Source organism: Paucibacter sp. XJ19-41, from assembly GCF_028462495.1.
Lineage (GTDB): Bacteria > Pseudomonadota > Gammaproteobacteria > Burkholderiales > Burkholderiaceae_C > Roseateles_E.
On record NZ_JAQOWX010000117.1, the window covers coordinates 1 to 17,000 of the forward strand.

A 17,000-nucleotide genomic window follows, 5' to 3' on the forward strand; every position below is an offset into this window, starting at 1 on the left:
ATGACAGAAGCGAACGTAGGGCGTCTTGCCCACCCGCACGGCCAAGTGCTCGCCCAGGGCGAAGGCCTGCTGCGGCAGGGTCAGCAGATGGCGGCCCTCGGCCTGGAAGGCCTCGCGCACGCTCAGCCGGGTGTCCTCGGGCCAGCGGCGGTTGGCGGCCACGCCCAAGCACCAGGCCCGGGCCTGCGCGTTGAGGTCGCTCAGATCCGTGAACTCCCGTCCGGCGAAGAAGCTATCGCGGATGAAACGGATGCTCCTCTCCACGCGACCCTTCTCATTGCCGCGCGCCACCGCGACCGGCCGCGGCTGGAAGCGGTAATGGCGGGCCAGCGCCAGCAACGCTGGGTTGAAGCGGATCGCCTCGCCCGCTCGCTCGAGCACCGCGCTCTTGAGGTTGTCATACAGGACGACCCGGCTGCAGCCGTTGAACGCGGCGAAGGCCTCGACATGGCCACGCAGGAAGCTGTCCATCCGAGCGTCCAGGAAGAAACGCAGGAAGATCTGGCGCGAGTGGCTGAGCACCATGACGAACGCCATCAGGGGGCGCCGGGCACGGCCGATCTGCAGGTGGCCGAAGTGGCCCCAATCGCATTGCGCCTGCTCGCCGGACAGCGTACGCAGGCGCAGGTAAGCCTCGGCGGGCGGACGCGGACGCAGGCCTGCCACGAGCGCTCGGAAGTGGGACGTACTTCCCACGTAGCCACGCTCGGTGACCATGGCGTGCAGCCGCGCCGCAGTCAGCGTGGGGTACTTCTCCAGCGTGGCCAGCAAGAATGGCCGGTACGGGTCGATGCGCTGCGAGCGCAATGGGGTCGTCGGCGGCTGTGCGGGTGACCCCAGCGCGCCGTCGGCCGCGAGCACGCGGCGAACGACATCGCCATGCACGTGAAGTTGCCGGGCGATGGTGCCGATGCGCCACTTCTCGACGGTGTACAGACGCAGGATCTGCGCCACCAAGTCAGGGGCAGTGGTCATGGCGCGCCCCAGAGCGCCGGCTGCGCGGGCGATGACGCAGGAAGTCTTGGCGCACCCAGTCGGACAGTGCTCGTGCGCAGCGGCGGCACAACCAGCATAGGGACGCGGCTGTCGAGTTGCCGGCAACCCTGGACGCGGTGCAAGCCGCCATGCCTGCTGGCGTTGCTGCTGGGGTGGTGTCGGATGTGCATGCGACCAGTGAAGCCGCTGCAGGCCCAGGCGGGCAACCCTGGTGCGTCACGTTATGTTCGCGGTCACCGCCGTCATCGCCAGCACCATGACGCTGGCGCCAGCGCCGAGAACGCTCGGCGTGGGCGAGCCGGCCTCGCCAAGATCGTTGATAACGGCATGCGCTCTCGCGCCGGGCGGCGTCGCGCGCCAGGCGCCGGCATGCCCGGCCACAGTAGCGGTTGCCGCGGTCACAGTGACTGCACAGGACGACCTGAGCAAGACACCGCGCGCACAGGAACAGGCGAGCGGGATGATCCATGCGCACCTCGGCGAACCGAAGGTGCTGGACGGAATCGCCCGAAGCGAGCCACACTTATGTGGCACCGCCTTCATCGGCACGGTGTAGGGCGCGGTACGGTCGTCTGGCTTCCCGGCAAGAGGGACCGTCACCGCGCCCACCTTCTTCGGCATGAGCGTTGTTGTATCCCGAACGCCTCATCAGCGCAGTCGCGTCCTGAAGACTGCTGTCCTGCAGCCACACACCGCCTACGACCTGCCTAGGCAGCGTCGGCATCCCGCCGACCGTATGGGCCTCGCCGGGCTAGCCGCCCTGCAGGGCGGCTAGCCAGGCGAGGCCCATACGGTCGGCGGGATGCCGACGCTGCCTAGGCAGGTCGTAGGCGGTGTGTGGCTGCAGGACAGCAGTCTTCAGGACGCGACTGCGCTGATGAGGCGTTCGGGATACAACAACGCTCANTAGATGCGGTTCCAGATCAGCGTTCACACCGGGATAGAACAACCGCTCGCCCCATTGCACCAGCACACCGTCGATCACCGAGGATGAGGTCGGGGGCGCCATGGCGTTCACCCTCCATCGGAATTGCTAGCCGGCCGACGCCATGACGCTGGCACTGCCGCTATCTGGGGAGCGGCCGAGGCCAGATGCTGACCCACCTCGGCGGTCAACCCAGCCACCAGGGCATCGAGGCGCGCAAACTCAGGGGACGAGGACTGTTCCAGTGCGCGCCCCAGGGCCTTCAGACCGCTGTTCAAAGACGCCAGCTTGGCGTTGGATCGCACTAGCGACGACACAAGCGCCCTGGGGCTGGAGTCCAGAGAATCCTCCGATGCCTGCGCATCCAGGAGCTGCGAGACATACATGCCCTGCGACAGCTCTGCAGCACGCGCAGCGCGGGCCAGCATGGCGGCCCGCGCGGCCGGCATCCGCAATGTCACCTTGGCGAATGGGGCGTCTCTGTGCAGCGGAACCGACGCGGCCTGCGCCGTGTCCATCGCATCGGCAGGTGAAGCGTCAACAGCCTGCGCCTCCAGCCACTCGCCAAGGACGGTCCTGGCCAGCGCAGCCGCGCTCATGCGGCGCGAGCGTGCGATGGCAGTCAGTGCCGGGCCATGCCGACGGAAGTCGATGGTCAGCCGCTGGCGACGGCTGCTGCTGCGGGGCGCATGGGCGCGGGGCTGGCGGACGAAGGCGGCGATTCCCATGACACAAGTTTGCGTCGGGTTCGGCGCTCAGCGCGTGCTGAATTTTGCTAAAAATCAGCGCGCGGCGACTACTGTCGAGTCGACTAATGACTCCACGCGTCAACGCACTGCATGCCGGGTGTTGATCGCGCATGAGGGCGCGGCGACCGACTGTCTCTGCGCGAAGACGGTCCATGCGCATGGCTGGGCTGAACTGCACTGCACTGCACTGTCGTCTATTAAAGAATTCTTTAGTACATCCAGCCAGTTTGAAAGCTTGCTTGAAACAAGGCAGCCCTAGCGCCAACAGACAAGGCCATCACGCTGTCCATCTTCAGCAACTGAAGATGGATCGCAACAGCCCGGTTGATGGGCTCACTGCACCTGGTCGCCATGAGCGCCGGGCGATTCAGTGCGGCGACTTCCCTGCGCGCGCCACACTTGCAGCGTCGGCCTTGAGTCGCGCCTGCCGCCTCACCTGGAAGCGATGCGCCTGCGCAGGCTGGACGGCTTTACCGGCCGTCAAATCGTCCAGCAGGTCGGCCCACATTTGGACCATCTGGCGGCGCTGTTCAAGATGCGTGGCGCGGTCGTAGCTACCGCCCAGTTCCTCATCCGATACATGGGCCAGATGGCGCTCGATCACCTCCCGGTCCCAGCCCAGCAGCTCGCGGATCAGCGTCCGGGCGGTGGCCCTGAACCCGTGGCCCGTGATCTGCTCCTGCGTGTCGTACCCGAGATTGCGCAAGGCCGCGTTGATGGTGTTGTCGCTCATGTAGCGCGTCGCCTCCGTACGCTTCGCCATGCTGCGGAACACCGGACCGGTGGGACCGGTCAGCGGCAAGAGATCGCGCAAGACTTCGAGCGCCTGCGTGGGCAAGGGCACCAGATGCGCGGGTGTGCGGGAATCGCGCTTCTGCCACTCCCGCATCTTCATCTTCTCGGGCGGGCAACGCCACAGCTTCCCCTCGAGGTCTATGTCCTCCCAATGCGCCAGGCGCAACTGACCGGGACGCTGAAACAGCATCGGTGCCAGCCGCAAGGCGGCACGGGTAACGACGTTGCCCCGGTAGGCCGCGATATCGCGCAGCAGTCGCGCCAACTCGTCCGGATCGGTGATGGCCGCGTAGTGGCGACTGCGAGGTGCGGGAAGTCCCCCGGTGCGGCTGTTCACAAAGTTCCGGGCCGGTTCCAGCACGCCCAAGTCGACCGCGTACTGGTAGACGTGCACGACGGCCTCCCGCACCCGCTGCGCGGTCTCCAGGTGGCCACGATCCTTGATGCGGTGCAGGCACCGTACAAGCTCGGTCGGCGCGACCGTGTCCATGGCTCTGCTCCCAATCCACGGGAAGATGTGCAGCTCCAGATGCCGCGTCACCTTCTCGGCATACCCCGCCGACCATTGACGGTCTTTGTGAGCTTGGGCAATCCAGGCGCGTGCTGTCAGCTCGAAGGTATTGAGGCGCGCAAGGCGATTGCGTTCCGCCGCTTCGCGGCGCACCAGCCGAGGGTCCACGCCTGCTGCGCGCATCTCGGCTTCGGCCCGTGCCATTTTGCGGGCGGCGGCAAGCGGGAGGGCCGGATAGGGGCCGAGGCTGAGCTTGGCCTCCTTGCCCGCTTCCCTGTAACGGTAGACCCAGACCTTGCTGGTCGGGCGAATACGAAGGTAGAGGCCTTCGCCATCAGCGAGCAAGTATTCCTTGTCGCGAGGCTTAGCGGACTTGATCAGGAGGTCGTTGAGTTGCCCCATGGTGTACCCAAAACATGACTGCGGTTAGAAAAGCAGTCTGGGGTACTCGATGGGTACACGCAACGACGAGACGTGGAGGGATCGCTTGAGACTTCCTGAGCCGCCTTTTTCAGGCTAAGTCCTTGATGAGCAAGGGCTTTTAGCTGTCTTGGAATCTCTCGGGATCGACCGAAAAGAGGGGGATGGTGGCCTGGGGCGGAATCGAACCACCGACACGCGGATTTTCAATCCGCTGCTCTACCAACTGAGCTACCAGGCCATCTGTCTTGTTTCTCGCTTCATCGACAGGTCTGCCGAATCAGCGAAGACCGCGACTATAGCATAGAAATTACAGGCCGCCACCGCGCTTGTTGCGCGTCAGATCCACACCGAGCTGCTTGAGCTTGCGGTAGAGGTGGGTGCGCTCCAGGCCGGTCTTCTCGGCGACGCGGGTCATCGAGCCGCTTTCCTTGGCGAGATGGAACTCGAAATAGCTTTTCTCGAAGGCGTCGCGGGCCTCGCGCAGCGGGCGGTCCAGCTCGAACACCTGCTCGGAGGCCAGGCCGCTGCTCGGCAGGCTGGCCAGCGGCGGGGCGCTGAGAGTGGGTGCCGTGTGGACGCTCGGGCTCAGCAGCTCGCTGCGGGCATAGCTGCTGGGCACGCCGACCACCGGCGCGGCGCGCGGCGCGGTCTTGACCAGGGCCTGCTCGACGGCGCGCAGCAGCTTCTGCAAGGTGATGGGTTTTTCGAGGAAGGCGATCGCGCCGACCTTGGTGGCTTCGACCGCCGTGTCTATCGTGCCGTGGCCGCTCATCATGATCACCGGCATCGACAGCTGTCCGGCACTGCCCCACTCCTTGAGCAGGGTGATGCCGTCGACATCGGGCATCCAGATGTCCAGCAGCACCAGATCGGGCCGCATCCGTTCGCGCACGGCACGGGCCTGCGCGGCGTTCTCGGCGAGCTCGATCGTGTGACCTTCGTCGGTCAGGATTTCGGACAGCAGGGCTCGTATGCCCAGTTCGTCGTCAACTACAAGAATGGTTGCCATGTATGCCTACTGTTCACGCGGCCCTGTGCGCATCGCCGGGTTCGGCCGGGCTGGGTGCAGTCGCGAGTTTTGAAAATGATAACGAAACTTGAGCGCCGATCAGCGCCTGAGCCTGGTCGCCCTGCAAATGAAGGTTGGCCAGGCGGATGCGCGCGCCGTGCTCGTCGGCGATTTTCTTCACCACGGCCAGGCCCAGGCCGGTGCCCTTGGTCTTGGTCGTGACATAAGGCTCGAAAGCGCGCTTGAGCACCTTCTCGGCAAAGCCGGGGCCGTTGTCGGTCACTTGCAGGCGCAGCGCGCGCAGCTCGCCGGCCTCGTTGAAGGCCTTCTGCGTGCGCACCAGTACATGGCCGTCGGGCTTGTCGCTGACGGCGTCCAGCGCGTTCTGCACCAGATTGTGGATGACCTGGCGCAGCTGGGTCGCGTCGCCCTCGATCAGCGGCGGCTCGCTGGCCAGCTCGGCCTGCAGCCGGCCGGCCTCCTGGGCCGGGGCATACAGCATCAGCACCTCGGACACCAGCGCATTCAGGTCCAGCGCGCTGAGCTTGGCCGAGGGCAGGCGGGCATAGTCGCGAAACTCGTTGACCAGCTGCTTCATCGCCTGCACCTGGTTGACGATGGTGGCGACCGAGCGCACCAGCATGGCCTGGTCGGCCCCTTCGAGCTTGGCTTCGAGCTTGTGCTGCAGGCGCTCGGCCGAGAGCTGGATCGGCGTCAGCGGGTTCTTGATCTCATGAGCCAGGCGCCGCGCGACCTCGCTCCAGGCGGCCGAGCGCTGGGCGGAGACCACCTCGGAGATGTCATCGAACACCATCAGCCGGCCGTCCAGCGGCAGCTGCGCGCCGCGCACCAGCAGAGTCAGTGTGTCCTGGCCGGACTGCAGCTGCAGCTCGAAGGCGTCCTGCCAATGGCCGCGCTCGCCGGCCTCGGGCGCGTCGCTGAGCTGCTCGAAGCGCTGCCAGACCGACTGGGCAAAAGCCTCCAGCTGCGGCACCTCTTCGAGCCGCCGGCCGCGATAGGCCGACAGCGGCAGGCGCAGGATGCGGGTAGCGCCGGGGTTGACGGTGTCAATCTGCTGCTGGGCGTCGAACACGATCACGCCGGCGGTCAAATTGTCCAGAATCGTCTGCAGATTGGTGCGCGCGCTCTCCAGGTCGGCCACGCTGCGCTCGACCAGCGCGCGGGCGTCGGCCAGTTGGTCGGTCATGTCGGCAAAGGAGCGGGTCAGGCCGCCCAGCTCGTCGCGCGAGGACAGCACCGGCTTGGCCGACAGATCGCCATGCGCGACCTGTCGCATGCCGTCGGCCAGCAGCAGCAGCGGCCGGGCCAGCTGGTTGCCCAGGGTCACGGCCAGCAGCAGGGCCGCGAACACCGCCAGTATCAGCACCAGGGTCAGGGTGCCCAGATACATGCGGCGCAGGCCGTCGCGCTCCAGCGCGCGCTGCTGGTACTCGCTGTTGGCGGCCTGCACCGCCAAGGCATTGGCCAGCACCTGGCTGGGCAGGCGCTGCACCACCATCAGATAGCGGTCGGCGCTGCCCAGGCTCATCTCGGTGCTGGGCAGCAGGGCCAGCGCGCGCAGCAAGGCATTGCCCTGCAGGGCCTGGGCCTCGTCCTCCAGGCCTTCGAGCTGGCTCATCACCCCGGCGGCGCGCGCCTGCCGCAGCAGCACCGCGCCGGGCCGCTCCGGCGCCAGCGCGCTGGTGTCGCCGCCCACCGACATCAGGATCTGCCCGCCGCTGCCCACCAGGGCCACGGTGCGGGCCGAGAGCTGCTCGCGGATGCGCTCCAGCGCCAGCGGCTGCAGGCTTTGCGTGTCGGTCAGGCGGTCGGCGGCGTCGCGGGTCTTGTTCGACAGCTCGTTGACCAGACCGTCCAGCGTGCCGCGCCCGAGGTTCAGGCCGGCGTCCAGCGCGCTGGCCAGCCGCACATCGAACCAGCTCTCGATGCTGCGGTTCACGAACTGGTAGGACACGGTGTAGATCAGCAGCCCCGGCACCACACCCACCAGCGCAAAGATGCCGGCCAGCTTCAGCAGCAGCCGGCTGCCGAACTTGGCCGCCCGCACCCGCAGCACCAGGCGCACCGCCGCCACGCTGATGACCAGCACCAGCACCGCTGCCACCGCCGCGTTGAGCCAGAACAGCCAGACATAGTGGCGCTCGAAAAAGCCGCGCTGCGCGGTGCCGCCGATCGACAGCAAAAAGGCCAGCACCCCGCTGGCGCCGGTCACGGCCACCAGCGAGACCAGCCAGGCCCAACGCGCGGCGCGGGTCATGGCTTGTTGCTGGTCAGATCGGGGTTCAGCGCCAGGCTGCGTTCGACGCTCAGGGCCCAGCCCTGCGGCGAGCCCAGGCCGATCTGCATCGGCCGCGGCAGCTGGCTGGTGTCGAGCCGGTAGCTGAACTCCAGGTAGTAGCGGCTGCCCTCTTCCAGATCCTTGCCCTCGGCCAGCCGCCAGCCGGCAATGCCGCGCAGCGAGGCCAGGGCTTCGGGCAGGGTGACATAGCTCTGGTGCAGGCCGCCGTTGCTGACGCGGTACTGGCGGGTCAGCGGCTGCCAGGCCAGGCGCCAGCTGCGCGAGACCCGCGAGACCCGCTCATCGCGCCAGTACCAGCGCGAGCGCAGCACCGAGGCCTCGGCGGTGAAATAGATGGGCACGCCCTTCAGCAAGGCATCCTCGACCGGCCGCGGCAGCTCGAAGCGGGTGCTGAAGCTCATCAGCAGGCCGTCCTCGGCCCGCTCGGTGCTCAGCTGCACCAGTTCCACCCCGTCGGCCCTGGCCGGCGCCAGCCCGGCCAGCAGCATCAGGGCCAGCAGCAGACGCAGCAGCACCGCTCGCGCCAGAGCGGCGGACAACGGGGCGACGGAGAACGGCAGGCGCAAGAGCAAGGGGCTAATCAGTTCTTTATCAGCAAGGCGTAGAAGAAGCCATCGACCACCGAGACCCCCGCACCCGCTTGCGGACCATTGTCGGCCAGGGGCAGCAGATGCCCCGTGAAGCCCTGCACCGGGACCGGGCTCGCATCGCTATGGCGTTGCAAAAATGCATCGACCTGGTCCTGACCCTCGGCCTNCGTGAAGCCCTGCACCGGGACCGGGCTCGCATCGCTATGGCGTTGCAAAAATGCATCGACCTGGTCCTGACCCTCGGCCTTGAAAATCGAACAGGTGGCATAGACCAGCCGCCCGCCGGGTTTCAAGGTCGGCCACAGCGCCTCCAGCAGCTCGGCCTGGATGGCGGCCAGCTGGGCGATATCACCGGGCCGGCGCAGCCAGCGCACATCGGGATGGCGCCGCACGATGCCGGAGGCGCTGCAGGGCGCATCGAGCAGGATGGCATCGAAAGGCCGGCCGTCCCACCAGGCGGCGGTATCGCGCGCGTCCGCGGCCTTCAGACTGGCGCGCTGGTGCAGGCGGTCCAGGTTGTCCTGGACGCGGACCAGGCGCTGCGGGTCGGTGTCCAGGGCCAGCAGCTCCAGATCGGCCAATTCCAGCAGATGGGCGGTTTTGCCGCCCGGGGCCGAGCAGGCGTCCAGCACCCGGGCGCCCGCTGGCAGGGGGGGCAGGTCTCGCCAGGCCTGGACCACCAGCGGCGCGGCCAGCTGGGCCGCCGCGTCCTGCACCGAGACCTCGCCCTCGGCAAAGCCCGGCAGGGCCGTCACCGGGACGGCCCGCTCCAGCACCACGGCTTGGGGCGCCAGCGCCCCAAGCGCTCGTGCGGCGATGCCGGCGGCGGCCAGCCTTTGCAGATAGGCGGTCGCGTCGCCATGCCGGGCATTGACCCGCAAGCTCATCGGCGGGTGTTCGTTGTTCGCTCTGAGCACGGCCTGCCAGTGCTCGGGCCAGTCCTGGCGCAGCCGCTCTATCCACCAGGGCGGGTGGTTGAACTCGCCCTGCGGCTCGCGCTGCGCGGCCTGCACCACGGCCTCGCGCTCGCGCAGAAAACGGCGCAGCACCGCGTTGACAAAGCCGGCGCTGGCCGGGGCGCGCTTGCGCGCGGCGCTGACGGCCTGGTCCACCACCGTGTGATCGGCATAGGGCGGCGTGGCCGCGGGCCACAGCAGGGCCAGCGCGACGGTCAGCAGGCTGTCGACCTTGGGCGGCGGCGTCTTCGGGGCCAGTTGGGCGCGCGCCGCCTGGGCGGCGCCCAGCAGGCGCAGCACATGAAAGCTCAGGGCCTGGGTGCCGGGGCGCAGCTCCTGGGGACAACGCGCCAGCACGGCGGTCAAGGACTGACCCTCGCGCACGGCCTGCACGGCGTCGGCCGTCTGCAACAGCAGGCGCTGCAGCGGCGGGGCCAGGGAGGTGGAAGCGGAAGAAGAGGACACGCGCCCAGTGTAGGGGCAGCCCGCAGCCGCCCCGGGGCGGCAGGGAATTTGCAATCCGGACACAATGGTGACCGGACAAAGACTACCGAGACGCCCATGACCGGGGACAAGCCTGACACCATCTTCCGCAGCGAGGCCGAGCTGGCCGCCCTGCCCGCCTCCGAACGCATCCGCTACCGGCTGCGCGGTGCGGGCTGCCGCCACCATGCCAATGACAATATCGCCGCCTTCATCGAAGAGGGCGAGCTCGACGAGCTGCAGGCCGAGGTGCAGGCCAAGCTGCAGGAGGTGCTGCGCGCGCTGGTGATCGACACCGACAGCGACCACAACACCCAGGAGACCGCCAAGCGCGTCGCCAAGATGTATCTGCGCGAGATCTTCAAGGGCCGCTATGCCGTCGCGCCGCCGGTCACCGAGTTCCCCAATGTGACCCGGCTCAACGAGCTGATGATCGTCGGCCCGATCACGGTGCGCAGCGCCTGCTCCCACCATCTGTGCCCCATCATGGGCCGGGTCTGGATCGGCCTGCTGCCCAACGAACACTCCAATCTGATCGGCCTGTCCAAGTACGCGCGGCTGTGCGACTGGATCATGAGCCGGCCGCAGATCCAGGAGGAGGCGGTGACCATGCTGGCCAACGAGCTGCAGGAGCGGGTCCAGCCCGATGGCCTGGCCATCGTGATGGAGGCCGACCATTTCTGCATGCACTGGCGCGGCGTCAAGGACATCGACTCGATGATGACCAATAGCGTGATGCGCGGCGCCTTCCTGAAGGACGCCAATCTGCGCCGCGAATTCCTGTCCCTGCTGTCGAAAAAATAATGTCCTGGGGTCAGTCCTTGCGCGCTAGCGCAAGCCCTGACCCCTCTGATCGGAGTACTGCCATGCTAGTCCGTCTGCTCTACGCAAGCCGCGCCGCCAGCCCGATGAGCGAGGCCGAGCTCGCGGCCATCCTCAAGTCCTCGCGCGCCCACAACCCGGCCGAAGGCCTGACCGGCCTGCTGTGCTACAGCGACGGCATCTTCATGCAGGTGCTGGAGGGCGGGCGCGACGCGGTCCATGCGCGCTACAAATCCATCATCGGCGATACCCGCCACCGCGATGTGATCCTGCTCAGCTACGAGGAGGTGGCCGAGCGCCACTTCGCCGGCTGGAGCATGGGCCAGGTCAACCTGTCGAGGCTGAACCCGGCCCTGGTGCTGAAGTATTGCGAGACCACCAAGCTGAACCCCTACGCGATGTCGGGGCAGGCACTGAAGGCGCTGTTCGACGAACTCGTCAACACAGGCGCCATCGTCTGCAATTGAATTGTTGACCCCTCGCCCAGCGGGTACGCTGGGCGGTCCCCCGAGGGGAAGCCAGCCTGCGGCTGGCAGGCCGGGCCGGCTTGGGAGCGGCCCGGCGCTCGGCCCGTGAACTCAGGTTTACGCCAGTGAGTCCGCCCAGATCGTGCGCGCCCAGTTCCAGGCGTAAGTGCCTTCCAGCTCGGTCGGGCCGGTAGAGACGCCACCCGAGCCCGCCACGGTCTTGAAGGTCTTCTCGGCCGCGACGTACTCGTGCACGCTGGCGACGTGGATGACGTTCTTCGCGTCGACGAAGCTGTAGCAGGTGTTGGTCAGCATCGGTGCCGGGTTGATCTCCCAGCCATTGAGCTGGGCCACGATGGCGGCCGCCGCGACCTTGCCGTGGCTGTTGGCCATATGGCCGCTCTTGGGCATGCCCGGTGCGATCTGGATAGCGTCACCCAGCACATGGATGTCCTTGGCGGCGGTGGCCTCGAAGCTCAGATAGTTGACATTGACCCAGCGCGCATTGCTGTTGGCCAGGCCGGCCTGCACCGCGACGGCGCCGGCCCGCATGCTGGGCAGCACATTCAGCACATCGGCCTTGACGTCGTCCTGGATCTCGAACTTGACGGTCTTGCTCTTGGCGTCGACCGCCACCGCCTTGTGCTGCGGCCGGTACTCGATGATGCCTTTGTACTGCTCGGCCCAGACCTTCTTGAACAGCGGCCCCTTGGAAGTGACGTCCTGGTTGGCGTCCAGGATCAGCACCTTGGAGCGCGGCTTGGCCTGCTTGAAGTAGCCGGCGATCACGCTGGCGCGCTCGTAGGGCCCGGGCGGGCAGCGGTACGGCGCCTCGGGAATCGTGATCGCGTAGACGCCGCCGTCCGGCATCGCCTCCAGCTGGCGGCGCAGCGCCACCGTCTCGGGACCGGCCTTCCAGGCCTGCAGGATCTGGCCGGCGGCATTGGCCTCCTTGAGCCCGGCCACCGAGTCCCAGATCAGGTCGATGCCGGGGCTCAGCACCAGCTTGTCGTAGGCGATCACCGGGCCGGAGGCCAGGGTCGCGGTCTTCTTGGCCGCGTCGATGCTGGCCACCCAGTCGCGCACCACGGTGATGCCGTGCTTGGACTGCAGCATGCCATAGGGCGTGGTGATCTCGCCGATCTGGCGCGAGCCACCCAGCACCAGGTTCGATATCGGGCAGGAGACAAAGGCCTCGCTGGGCTCGACCAGCACGACCTCGATCTTGTAGTCGGACAGCAGCCGGATGTATTTGGCCGCCGTGGCGCCGCCATAGCCGCCGCCGACCACCAGCACCCGGGCCTTGCTCGGCACCGAGGTGGTGGCACAGCCGGCCAGGCCCAGCACGGACAGGGCGGCCGCGCCCTGCAGGAGATTGCGTCTTTGCATCATGTGTCTTGTCTCCGTCAGTTACGCGGCAGGGCGGCGAAATAGCCGGCCAGCTGTTCGATCTGGGCTTCGCTATAGCCCTTGGCCAGCTGGTGCATCACGGTGGCCTGACGGGCGCCACTCTTGAAGGCCTTCATCTGCTCGCTGAAATAGGCGGCCGGCATGCCGGCAAGACCTGGCACCGCCGAACCCTCGACGGCGCGCCCCGCCGTGCCGTGGCAGTTGGCGCAGGTGGCGGCCAGGGCCTTCAGATGCAGGGTCTTGGCATCCTGGGCCGCAGCGGCACCGGCACCGGCGGCCAGCGCGGCGCCCAACAGAATCGCTCGCAAGCTCATCGGAGTCTCCTTGTTGTGTAGTCGGCGCAGTTTATGCAGCGCCCCCCGACTTGCCAACAAAACAATCGCAATAAGCTTCTACAGCGAACGCGCCTCGGCAAAGCCGTAAAGGCTGGCCAGCACCCGGGTCGGGAACTGCTTCGCCGCCTCGTTGTACTGGCTGACCGCCTGGTTGAAGACCTGGCGCGAGAAGGCGCGCTGGCGTTCGATCAGTTTCAGCTCGGCCAGCTGAGCCTGGATCTCGGCGTCCCGACCGAGCTCCCCATGGTGCTCGACCAGGGACACCAGCCGGGTCAGCGCCGCCGCATGGACGGCCGTGGCCACCGCCAGGCTGGCCAACGGGTCGCCCGCATAAGGCTTGCTCCGGGCCGCCAGCACGGCGGCCTGCACCTCGGCCTGGGCACTGTCCAGCGCGTCGAAGGCGGCCTGCTCGCTCTCCAGCGCCGGTCGCGCCAGGGTCAGCAGCCGGGCGCTGACCTCGGCGCGCGCGCCGAACTGCTGGTCCAGCTGCACAAAAGCCTCACCGATCGCATTGCGCAGCCGCATCAGGCGGTTGTAGGCGCCGATGCCCCAGAACAGCAGCAGCGCCGCGACGATCCATCCCAAGGTCGACCAGCTCATGTCGCGATGTACTCCGCATGGCCGCGCGCGCGCAGCTCGCAGGCCGGGCAGCTGCCGCAGCCATAGCCCCAGGCGTGCCGGGTCTTGCGCTCGCCCAGATAGCAGGTGTGGGTGTGTTCGATGACCAGGTCGTTCAGCGCCGCGCCGCCCAGGCTCTCGGTCAGCGCCCAGGTCTGGGCCTTGGTGATGAACATCAGCGGCGTCTCTATCGTCATCGGCGCGTCCAGGCCCAGGCTCAGCGCCACCTGCAAGGCCTTCAGGGTGTTGTCGCGGCAGTCGGGGTAGCCCGAGAAATCGGTCTCGCACATGCCGCCCACCAGCACCGAGGCGCCGCGCCGGTAGGCCAGGGTCGCGGCAAAGCTCAGGAACAGCAGGTTGCGGCCCGGCACAAAGGTGTTGGGCAGGCCATTGGCCTGCATCGCGATGGCGCGGTCCTCGGTCAGCGCGGTGTCGGAGATCTGGCCCAAAAGGCTCAGGTCCAGCAGATGATCCTCGCCCAGCTTGGCGCCCCAGGCCGGGAACTGCCGGGCCAGCTCGCTGCGCACGGTCAGCCGGCATTCGAGCTCGATGCGATGGCGCTGGCCATAGTCGAAGCCGAGCGTCTCGACCTCGGCATAGCGCTGCAGCGCCCAGGCCAGGCAGGCGGTGGAGTCCTGGCCGCCGGAGAACAGCACCAGGGCTTTGCGGGATGTATTGGCTTGGGGCGAGGCAGTCATGGCACAGCAGCAGTCAGCAAAGCCTGCATATTATGTGGATCGGCGGCGGAAGGCCGCCCCCACTCAGGAGCCACTGCATGTCGACACCACCCCGGCTGGGCCTACTGAGCTTGATGGGCCTGCTGATTCTGCTGGCCCTGGCTGTTTCAGGCTGGCAGCCCTATGACCGCGCCACCTGGCTGATGGAGGTGGCGCCGGTCATGATCGCCGTGCCGCTGCTGGCCGCCACACGCGCGCGCTTTCCCCTCAGCCCGCTGCTGTACGGGCTGATCTTTGCGCACTGCCTGATCCTGATACTCGGCGGCGCCTACAGCTATGCGCGGGTGCCGCTGGGCTTCTGGATGCAGGAGCTGATGGGGCTCTCGCGCAACCCTTACGACAAGATCGGCCATTTCGCCCAAGGCCTGATCCCGGCCCTGCTGGCCCGCGAGATTCTGCTGCGCGGTGGCCATGTGGCCGGGCGAGGCATGGCCGGCTTTCTGGCGGTCTGCGTCGCGCTGGCGGTCAGCGCGGTCTACGAGCTGATCGAATGGTGGGCGGCGCTGGCGCTGGGCCAGGGCGCCGACGAGTTTCTCGGCACCCAGGGCGACCCCTGGGACACCCAGTCGGACATGTTCCTGGCCCTGCTGGGCGCGCTGGTCGCCAGCCTGCTGCTGGCGCGCTGGCACGACCGGCAGTTGCGGGCGCTGGCGACCCACTAGCCTCGGGCATACCCGGGCCTCGAAATCCCGCTGGTGGGCCGGGGCTCGCGCGGCCAAGATCGGCGCCTCAGCAACCCCTCAAGCCACGCCCGATGACCGCCCTGCTGCCCACCCTCTTGCTGATCTCGCTGGCCCTGGTGATGCTGGGTGTCGGCCTGTCGCTGAGCCTGGATGACTTCGCGCGGCTGCGCCGCCACCCGAAGGCGGTGGCCATCGCGCTGCTGCTGCAGATGCTGCTGCTGCCGCTGGCCTGCTTCGCGATGATCCAGCTGGTCGGCCTGCCGCCGGTGATGGCGGTGGGCCTGATGCTGCTGGCGGCCTCGCCGGGCGGGGTCTCGGCCAATCTGTTCTCGCATCTGTTCGGCGGCCATGTGGCGCTGAATATCTCGCTGACCGCGATCAACACCTTGCTGTCGGTGATCACCATGCCGCTGATCGCCAACCTCGCGCTGCAGCATTTCATCGGCGAAGGCGTCGTGCCGCTGCAGACCGCCAAGGTCGCCGAGGTGATGGCCGTCGTGCTGCTGCCGGTGGTCGTCGGCATGAGCGTGGCGCGCTGGCGCCCGGCGCTGGCGGCGCGGCTGGAAAAGCCCTTCAAGATCTTCAGCGCCGTCGTGCTGGCCCTGCTGGCGCTGGGCGCGATCGCCAAGGAGTGGCGCGCGCTGGCCGACTCGGCCGCCAGCATCGGCGCCATCGTGCTGGCGTTCAATCTGCTGAGCCTGCTGTCGGGCTACTACCTGAGCCGCGCGCTGGGTCTGGCCAAACCGATGGCTACCGCGATCAGCTTCGAGATCGGCATCCACAACTCGACCCTGGCGCTCTATATCGCGCTGAGCGTACTGCAGAACTTCCAGATGGCGCTGCCGGCGGCGGCCTACTCGGTCAGCATGTATATCGTCGGCACCTTGTTCGGCCTGTGGCTGCGCCGCGGCGACGCAGCGCCTAGGGCAGCAGCGGCAGGCGCCGACGCCGCTCGCCGGTGAGCGCGAACCAGGCATTGGCCACGGCCGGCGCCACCGGCGGGGTGCCGGGCTCGCCAACGCCGGTGGGCGCATGGCCGCTGGCGACCAGATGGGTCTCGATGCGCGGCGTCTGCGCCAGGCTCAGCAGCGGATAGTCGGGGAAATTGCGCTGCTGCACGACGCCATCGCGGATGTCGATGCGGCCGAACAGCGCCGCTGTCAGCCCGAAGATGATGGCCCCCTCCATCTGGCGCTCGACGATGGCCGGGTTGACCACGGTGCCGCAATCCAGCGCGCAGACCACGCGCAGCACCTGGGGCCGCCCGCCGCTGTCCTGCGTCAGTTCCACGACCTGGGCGACGATGCTGCCGAAGCTCTCGTGCAGGGCCAGGCCGCGTGCCTGGCCCCTGGGCAAGGCCTGACCCCAGCCGGCCTTCTCGGCCGCCAGCCTCAGCACCGCCGCATGGCGCGGCAGGCCGTCCAGCAGGCTCAGGCGGTAGTCCAGCGGATCGGCGCCGGCCGCGTGGGCCAGCTCGTCGACAAAGCTTTCGATGAAGAAGGCATGGTGCGAATGACCGACCGAGCGCCAGAAGCCGACCGGCACGCCCGAGTGCGTGGCCAGATGGGCGATGCGCTGATGCGGCACGGCATAGGGCTGGTCGAACAAGCCCTCGGCCGCGGTCTTGTCGGGCAGATCCACCGGCCCGGCCAGCGCCGGCAGCACCCGCTCCATCCAGCGCGGCGAGATCGCATCGCCGGCGCTGCCGATGCGCAAGCCCAGCGGCTTGCCATCCTCACCCAGCAGCGCCTCGCAAAAAGCCGCGCCGGCCGGGCGGTAGAAGTCGTGCCTCATGTCCTCCTCGCGCGACCACAGCAGTTGCACCGGCCGACCGCCGGTCTCCAGTGCCACCCGCACGGCCTGGCCGACGAAGTCGATCTCCAGGCGCCGGCCGAAGCCGCCGCCCAGGTAGCTGACATGCACGGTGACCGCCTCGGGCGCGACACCGGCCACGCGCGCGGCCAGCTCGCGGGCCAGACCCGGCACCTGGGTCGGTACCCAGAGCTCGACCCGGCCCTCGCGCACCCGGGCCGTGCAGTTCATCGGCTCCATCGCCGCGTGGGCCAGATAGGGGGCTTCGTAGAGCGCCTCGATCTTGCGGCCCGGGCCGGCCAGCGCCCGCTCGGCATCGCCCTCGCTGGCGAAGGCCAGCCCGTCGGCGGCGGCGCGGC

Annotated in this window: 17 protein-coding genes and 1 tRNA gene; 5 read left to right on the forward strand and 13 right to left on the reverse strand. The window is 68.0% G+C overall.

Going from position 1 to position 17,000, the window contains the following annotated elements; translation table 11 throughout:
- The coding region (gene istA / locus PO768_RS23050) for an IS21 family transposase (RefSeq protein ID WP_272647924.1) at positions 1–975 on the reverse strand (975 nt) is incomplete at its 3' end.
- A gap of 244 nt (positions 976–1,219) precedes the next feature.
- Here istA and PO768_RS23055 point away from each other — a divergent pair.
- On the forward strand, positions 1,220–1,552 hold the full coding sequence (locus PO768_RS23055; protein WP_272647925.1) for a hypothetical protein: 333 nt from the start codon (positions 1,220–1,222) through the stop codon (positions 1,550–1,552).
- Between the two features lie 458 nt (positions 1,553–2,010).
- Here the strand turns inward: PO768_RS23055 and PO768_RS23060 are convergent, their stop codons facing one another.
- The 7 genes from PO768_RS23060 to rsmB form a co-directional block, all read right to left on the reverse strand.
- Positions 2,011–2,649, reverse strand: a complete 639-nt coding sequence (locus tag PO768_RS23060; RefSeq protein WP_272647926.1) for a hypothetical protein — start codon at positions 2,647–2,649, stop codon at positions 2,011–2,013.
- Between the two features lie 388 nt (positions 2,650–3,037).
- Positions 3,038–4,378 (reverse strand): tyrosine-type recombinase/integrase, encoded by a 1,341-nt coding sequence (locus PO768_RS23065; protein WP_272647927.1) that lies wholly within the window; start codon positions 4,376–4,378, stop codon positions 3,038–3,040.
- Between the two features lie 183 nt (positions 4,379–4,561).
- A tRNA-Phe gene (locus tag PO768_RS23070) sits at positions 4,562–4,637 on the reverse strand.
- A gap of 69 nt (positions 4,638–4,706) precedes the next feature.
- Positions 4,707–5,408, reverse strand: coding sequence for a response regulator (locus tag PO768_RS23075; RefSeq protein WP_137942623.1), 702 nt, complete (start codon positions 5,406–5,408; stop codon positions 4,707–4,709).
- A gap of 13 nt (positions 5,409–5,421) precedes the next feature.
- Positions 5,422–7,686 carry a sensor histidine kinase gene (locus PO768_RS23080; RefSeq protein WP_272647928.1) on the reverse strand — a complete coding sequence of 755 codons (2,265 nt, stop codon included), beginning with the start codon at positions 7,684–7,686 and terminating at the stop codon, positions 5,422–5,424.
- Entirely contained in the window at positions 7,683–8,267 is a 585-nt protein-coding gene (locus PO768_RS23085; RefSeq protein ID WP_262968905.1) for a DUF4390 domain-containing protein, read from the reverse strand. Before PO768_RS23085 ends, PO768_RS23080 begins: the two co-directional genes overlap by 4 nt.
- Positions 8,268–8,308: 41 nt before the next feature.
- Positions 8,309–9,946, reverse strand: a complete 1,638-nt coding sequence (gene rsmB, locus PO768_RS23090; RefSeq protein WP_442953286.1) for a 16S rRNA (cytosine(967)-C(5))-methyltransferase RsmB — start codon at positions 9,944–9,946, stop codon at positions 8,309–8,311.
- On the opposite strand from rsmB, the gene folE reads away from it, so the two are divergent.
- Positions 9,836–10,561, forward strand: coding sequence for a GTP cyclohydrolase I (folE, locus tag PO768_RS23095; protein WP_137942620.1), 726 nt, complete (start codon positions 9,836–9,838; stop codon positions 10,559–10,561). The two genes, rsmB and folE, sit on opposite strands and share 111 nt — an antisense overlap.
- Before the next feature lie 62 nt (positions 10,562–10,623).
- On the forward strand, positions 10,624–11,046 hold the full coding sequence (locus tag PO768_RS23100) for a BLUF domain-containing protein (RefSeq protein WP_272647930.1): 423 nt from the start codon (positions 10,624–10,626) through the stop codon (positions 11,044–11,046).
- A gap of 117 nt (positions 11,047–11,163) precedes the next feature.
- Here PO768_RS23100 and PO768_RS23105 read toward each other — a convergent pair whose 3' ends face one another.
- The 4 genes from PO768_RS23105 to queC all read right to left on the reverse strand — a co-directional run bounded on the left by PO768_RS23105 (position 11,164) and on the right by queC (position 14,107).
- Positions 11,164–12,435 carry an NAD(P)/FAD-dependent oxidoreductase gene (locus tag PO768_RS23105; RefSeq protein ID WP_272647935.1) on the reverse strand — a complete coding sequence of 424 codons (1,272 nt, stop codon included), beginning with the start codon at positions 12,433–12,435 and terminating at the stop codon, positions 11,164–11,166.
- 17 nt (positions 12,436–12,452) lie between these two features.
- Positions 12,453–12,770, reverse strand: coding sequence for a c-type cytochrome (locus PO768_RS23110; RefSeq protein WP_137942617.1), 318 nt, complete (start codon positions 12,768–12,770; stop codon positions 12,453–12,455).
- A gap of 78 nt (positions 12,771–12,848) precedes the next feature.
- Positions 12,849–13,391 carry a LemA family protein gene (locus PO768_RS23115; RefSeq protein WP_272647931.1) on the reverse strand — a complete coding sequence of 181 codons (543 nt, stop codon included), beginning with the start codon at positions 13,389–13,391 and terminating at the stop codon, positions 12,849–12,851.
- On the reverse strand, positions 13,388–14,107 hold the full coding sequence (queC, locus tag PO768_RS23120) for a 7-cyano-7-deazaguanine synthase QueC (RefSeq protein WP_272647932.1): 720 nt from the start codon (positions 14,105–14,107) through the stop codon (positions 13,388–13,390). The genes PO768_RS23115 and queC overlap by 4 nt, the downstream gene beginning before the upstream one ends.
- Positions 14,108–14,184: 77 nt before the next feature.
- Here queC and PO768_RS23125 point away from each other — a divergent pair, with 77 nt between their 5' ends.
- A complete protein-coding gene (locus tag PO768_RS23125) occupies positions 14,185–14,808 on the forward strand; it encodes a DUF2238 domain-containing protein (RefSeq protein ID WP_272647933.1) in 624 nt (207 codons plus the stop codon).
- 92 nt (positions 14,809–14,900) lie between these two features.
- Positions 14,901–15,791 (forward strand): bile acid:sodium symporter family protein, encoded by an 891-nt coding sequence (locus PO768_RS23130; protein WP_269839263.1) that lies wholly within the window; start codon positions 14,901–14,903, stop codon positions 15,789–15,791.
- Here PO768_RS23130 and PO768_RS23135 read toward each other — a convergent pair.
- A partial coding sequence (locus tag PO768_RS23135; RefSeq protein WP_272647934.1) for a xanthine dehydrogenase family protein molybdopterin-binding subunit occupies positions 15,751–17,000 on the reverse strand: 1,250 nt, incomplete at its 5' end. The two genes, PO768_RS23130 and PO768_RS23135, sit on opposite strands and share 41 nt — an antisense overlap.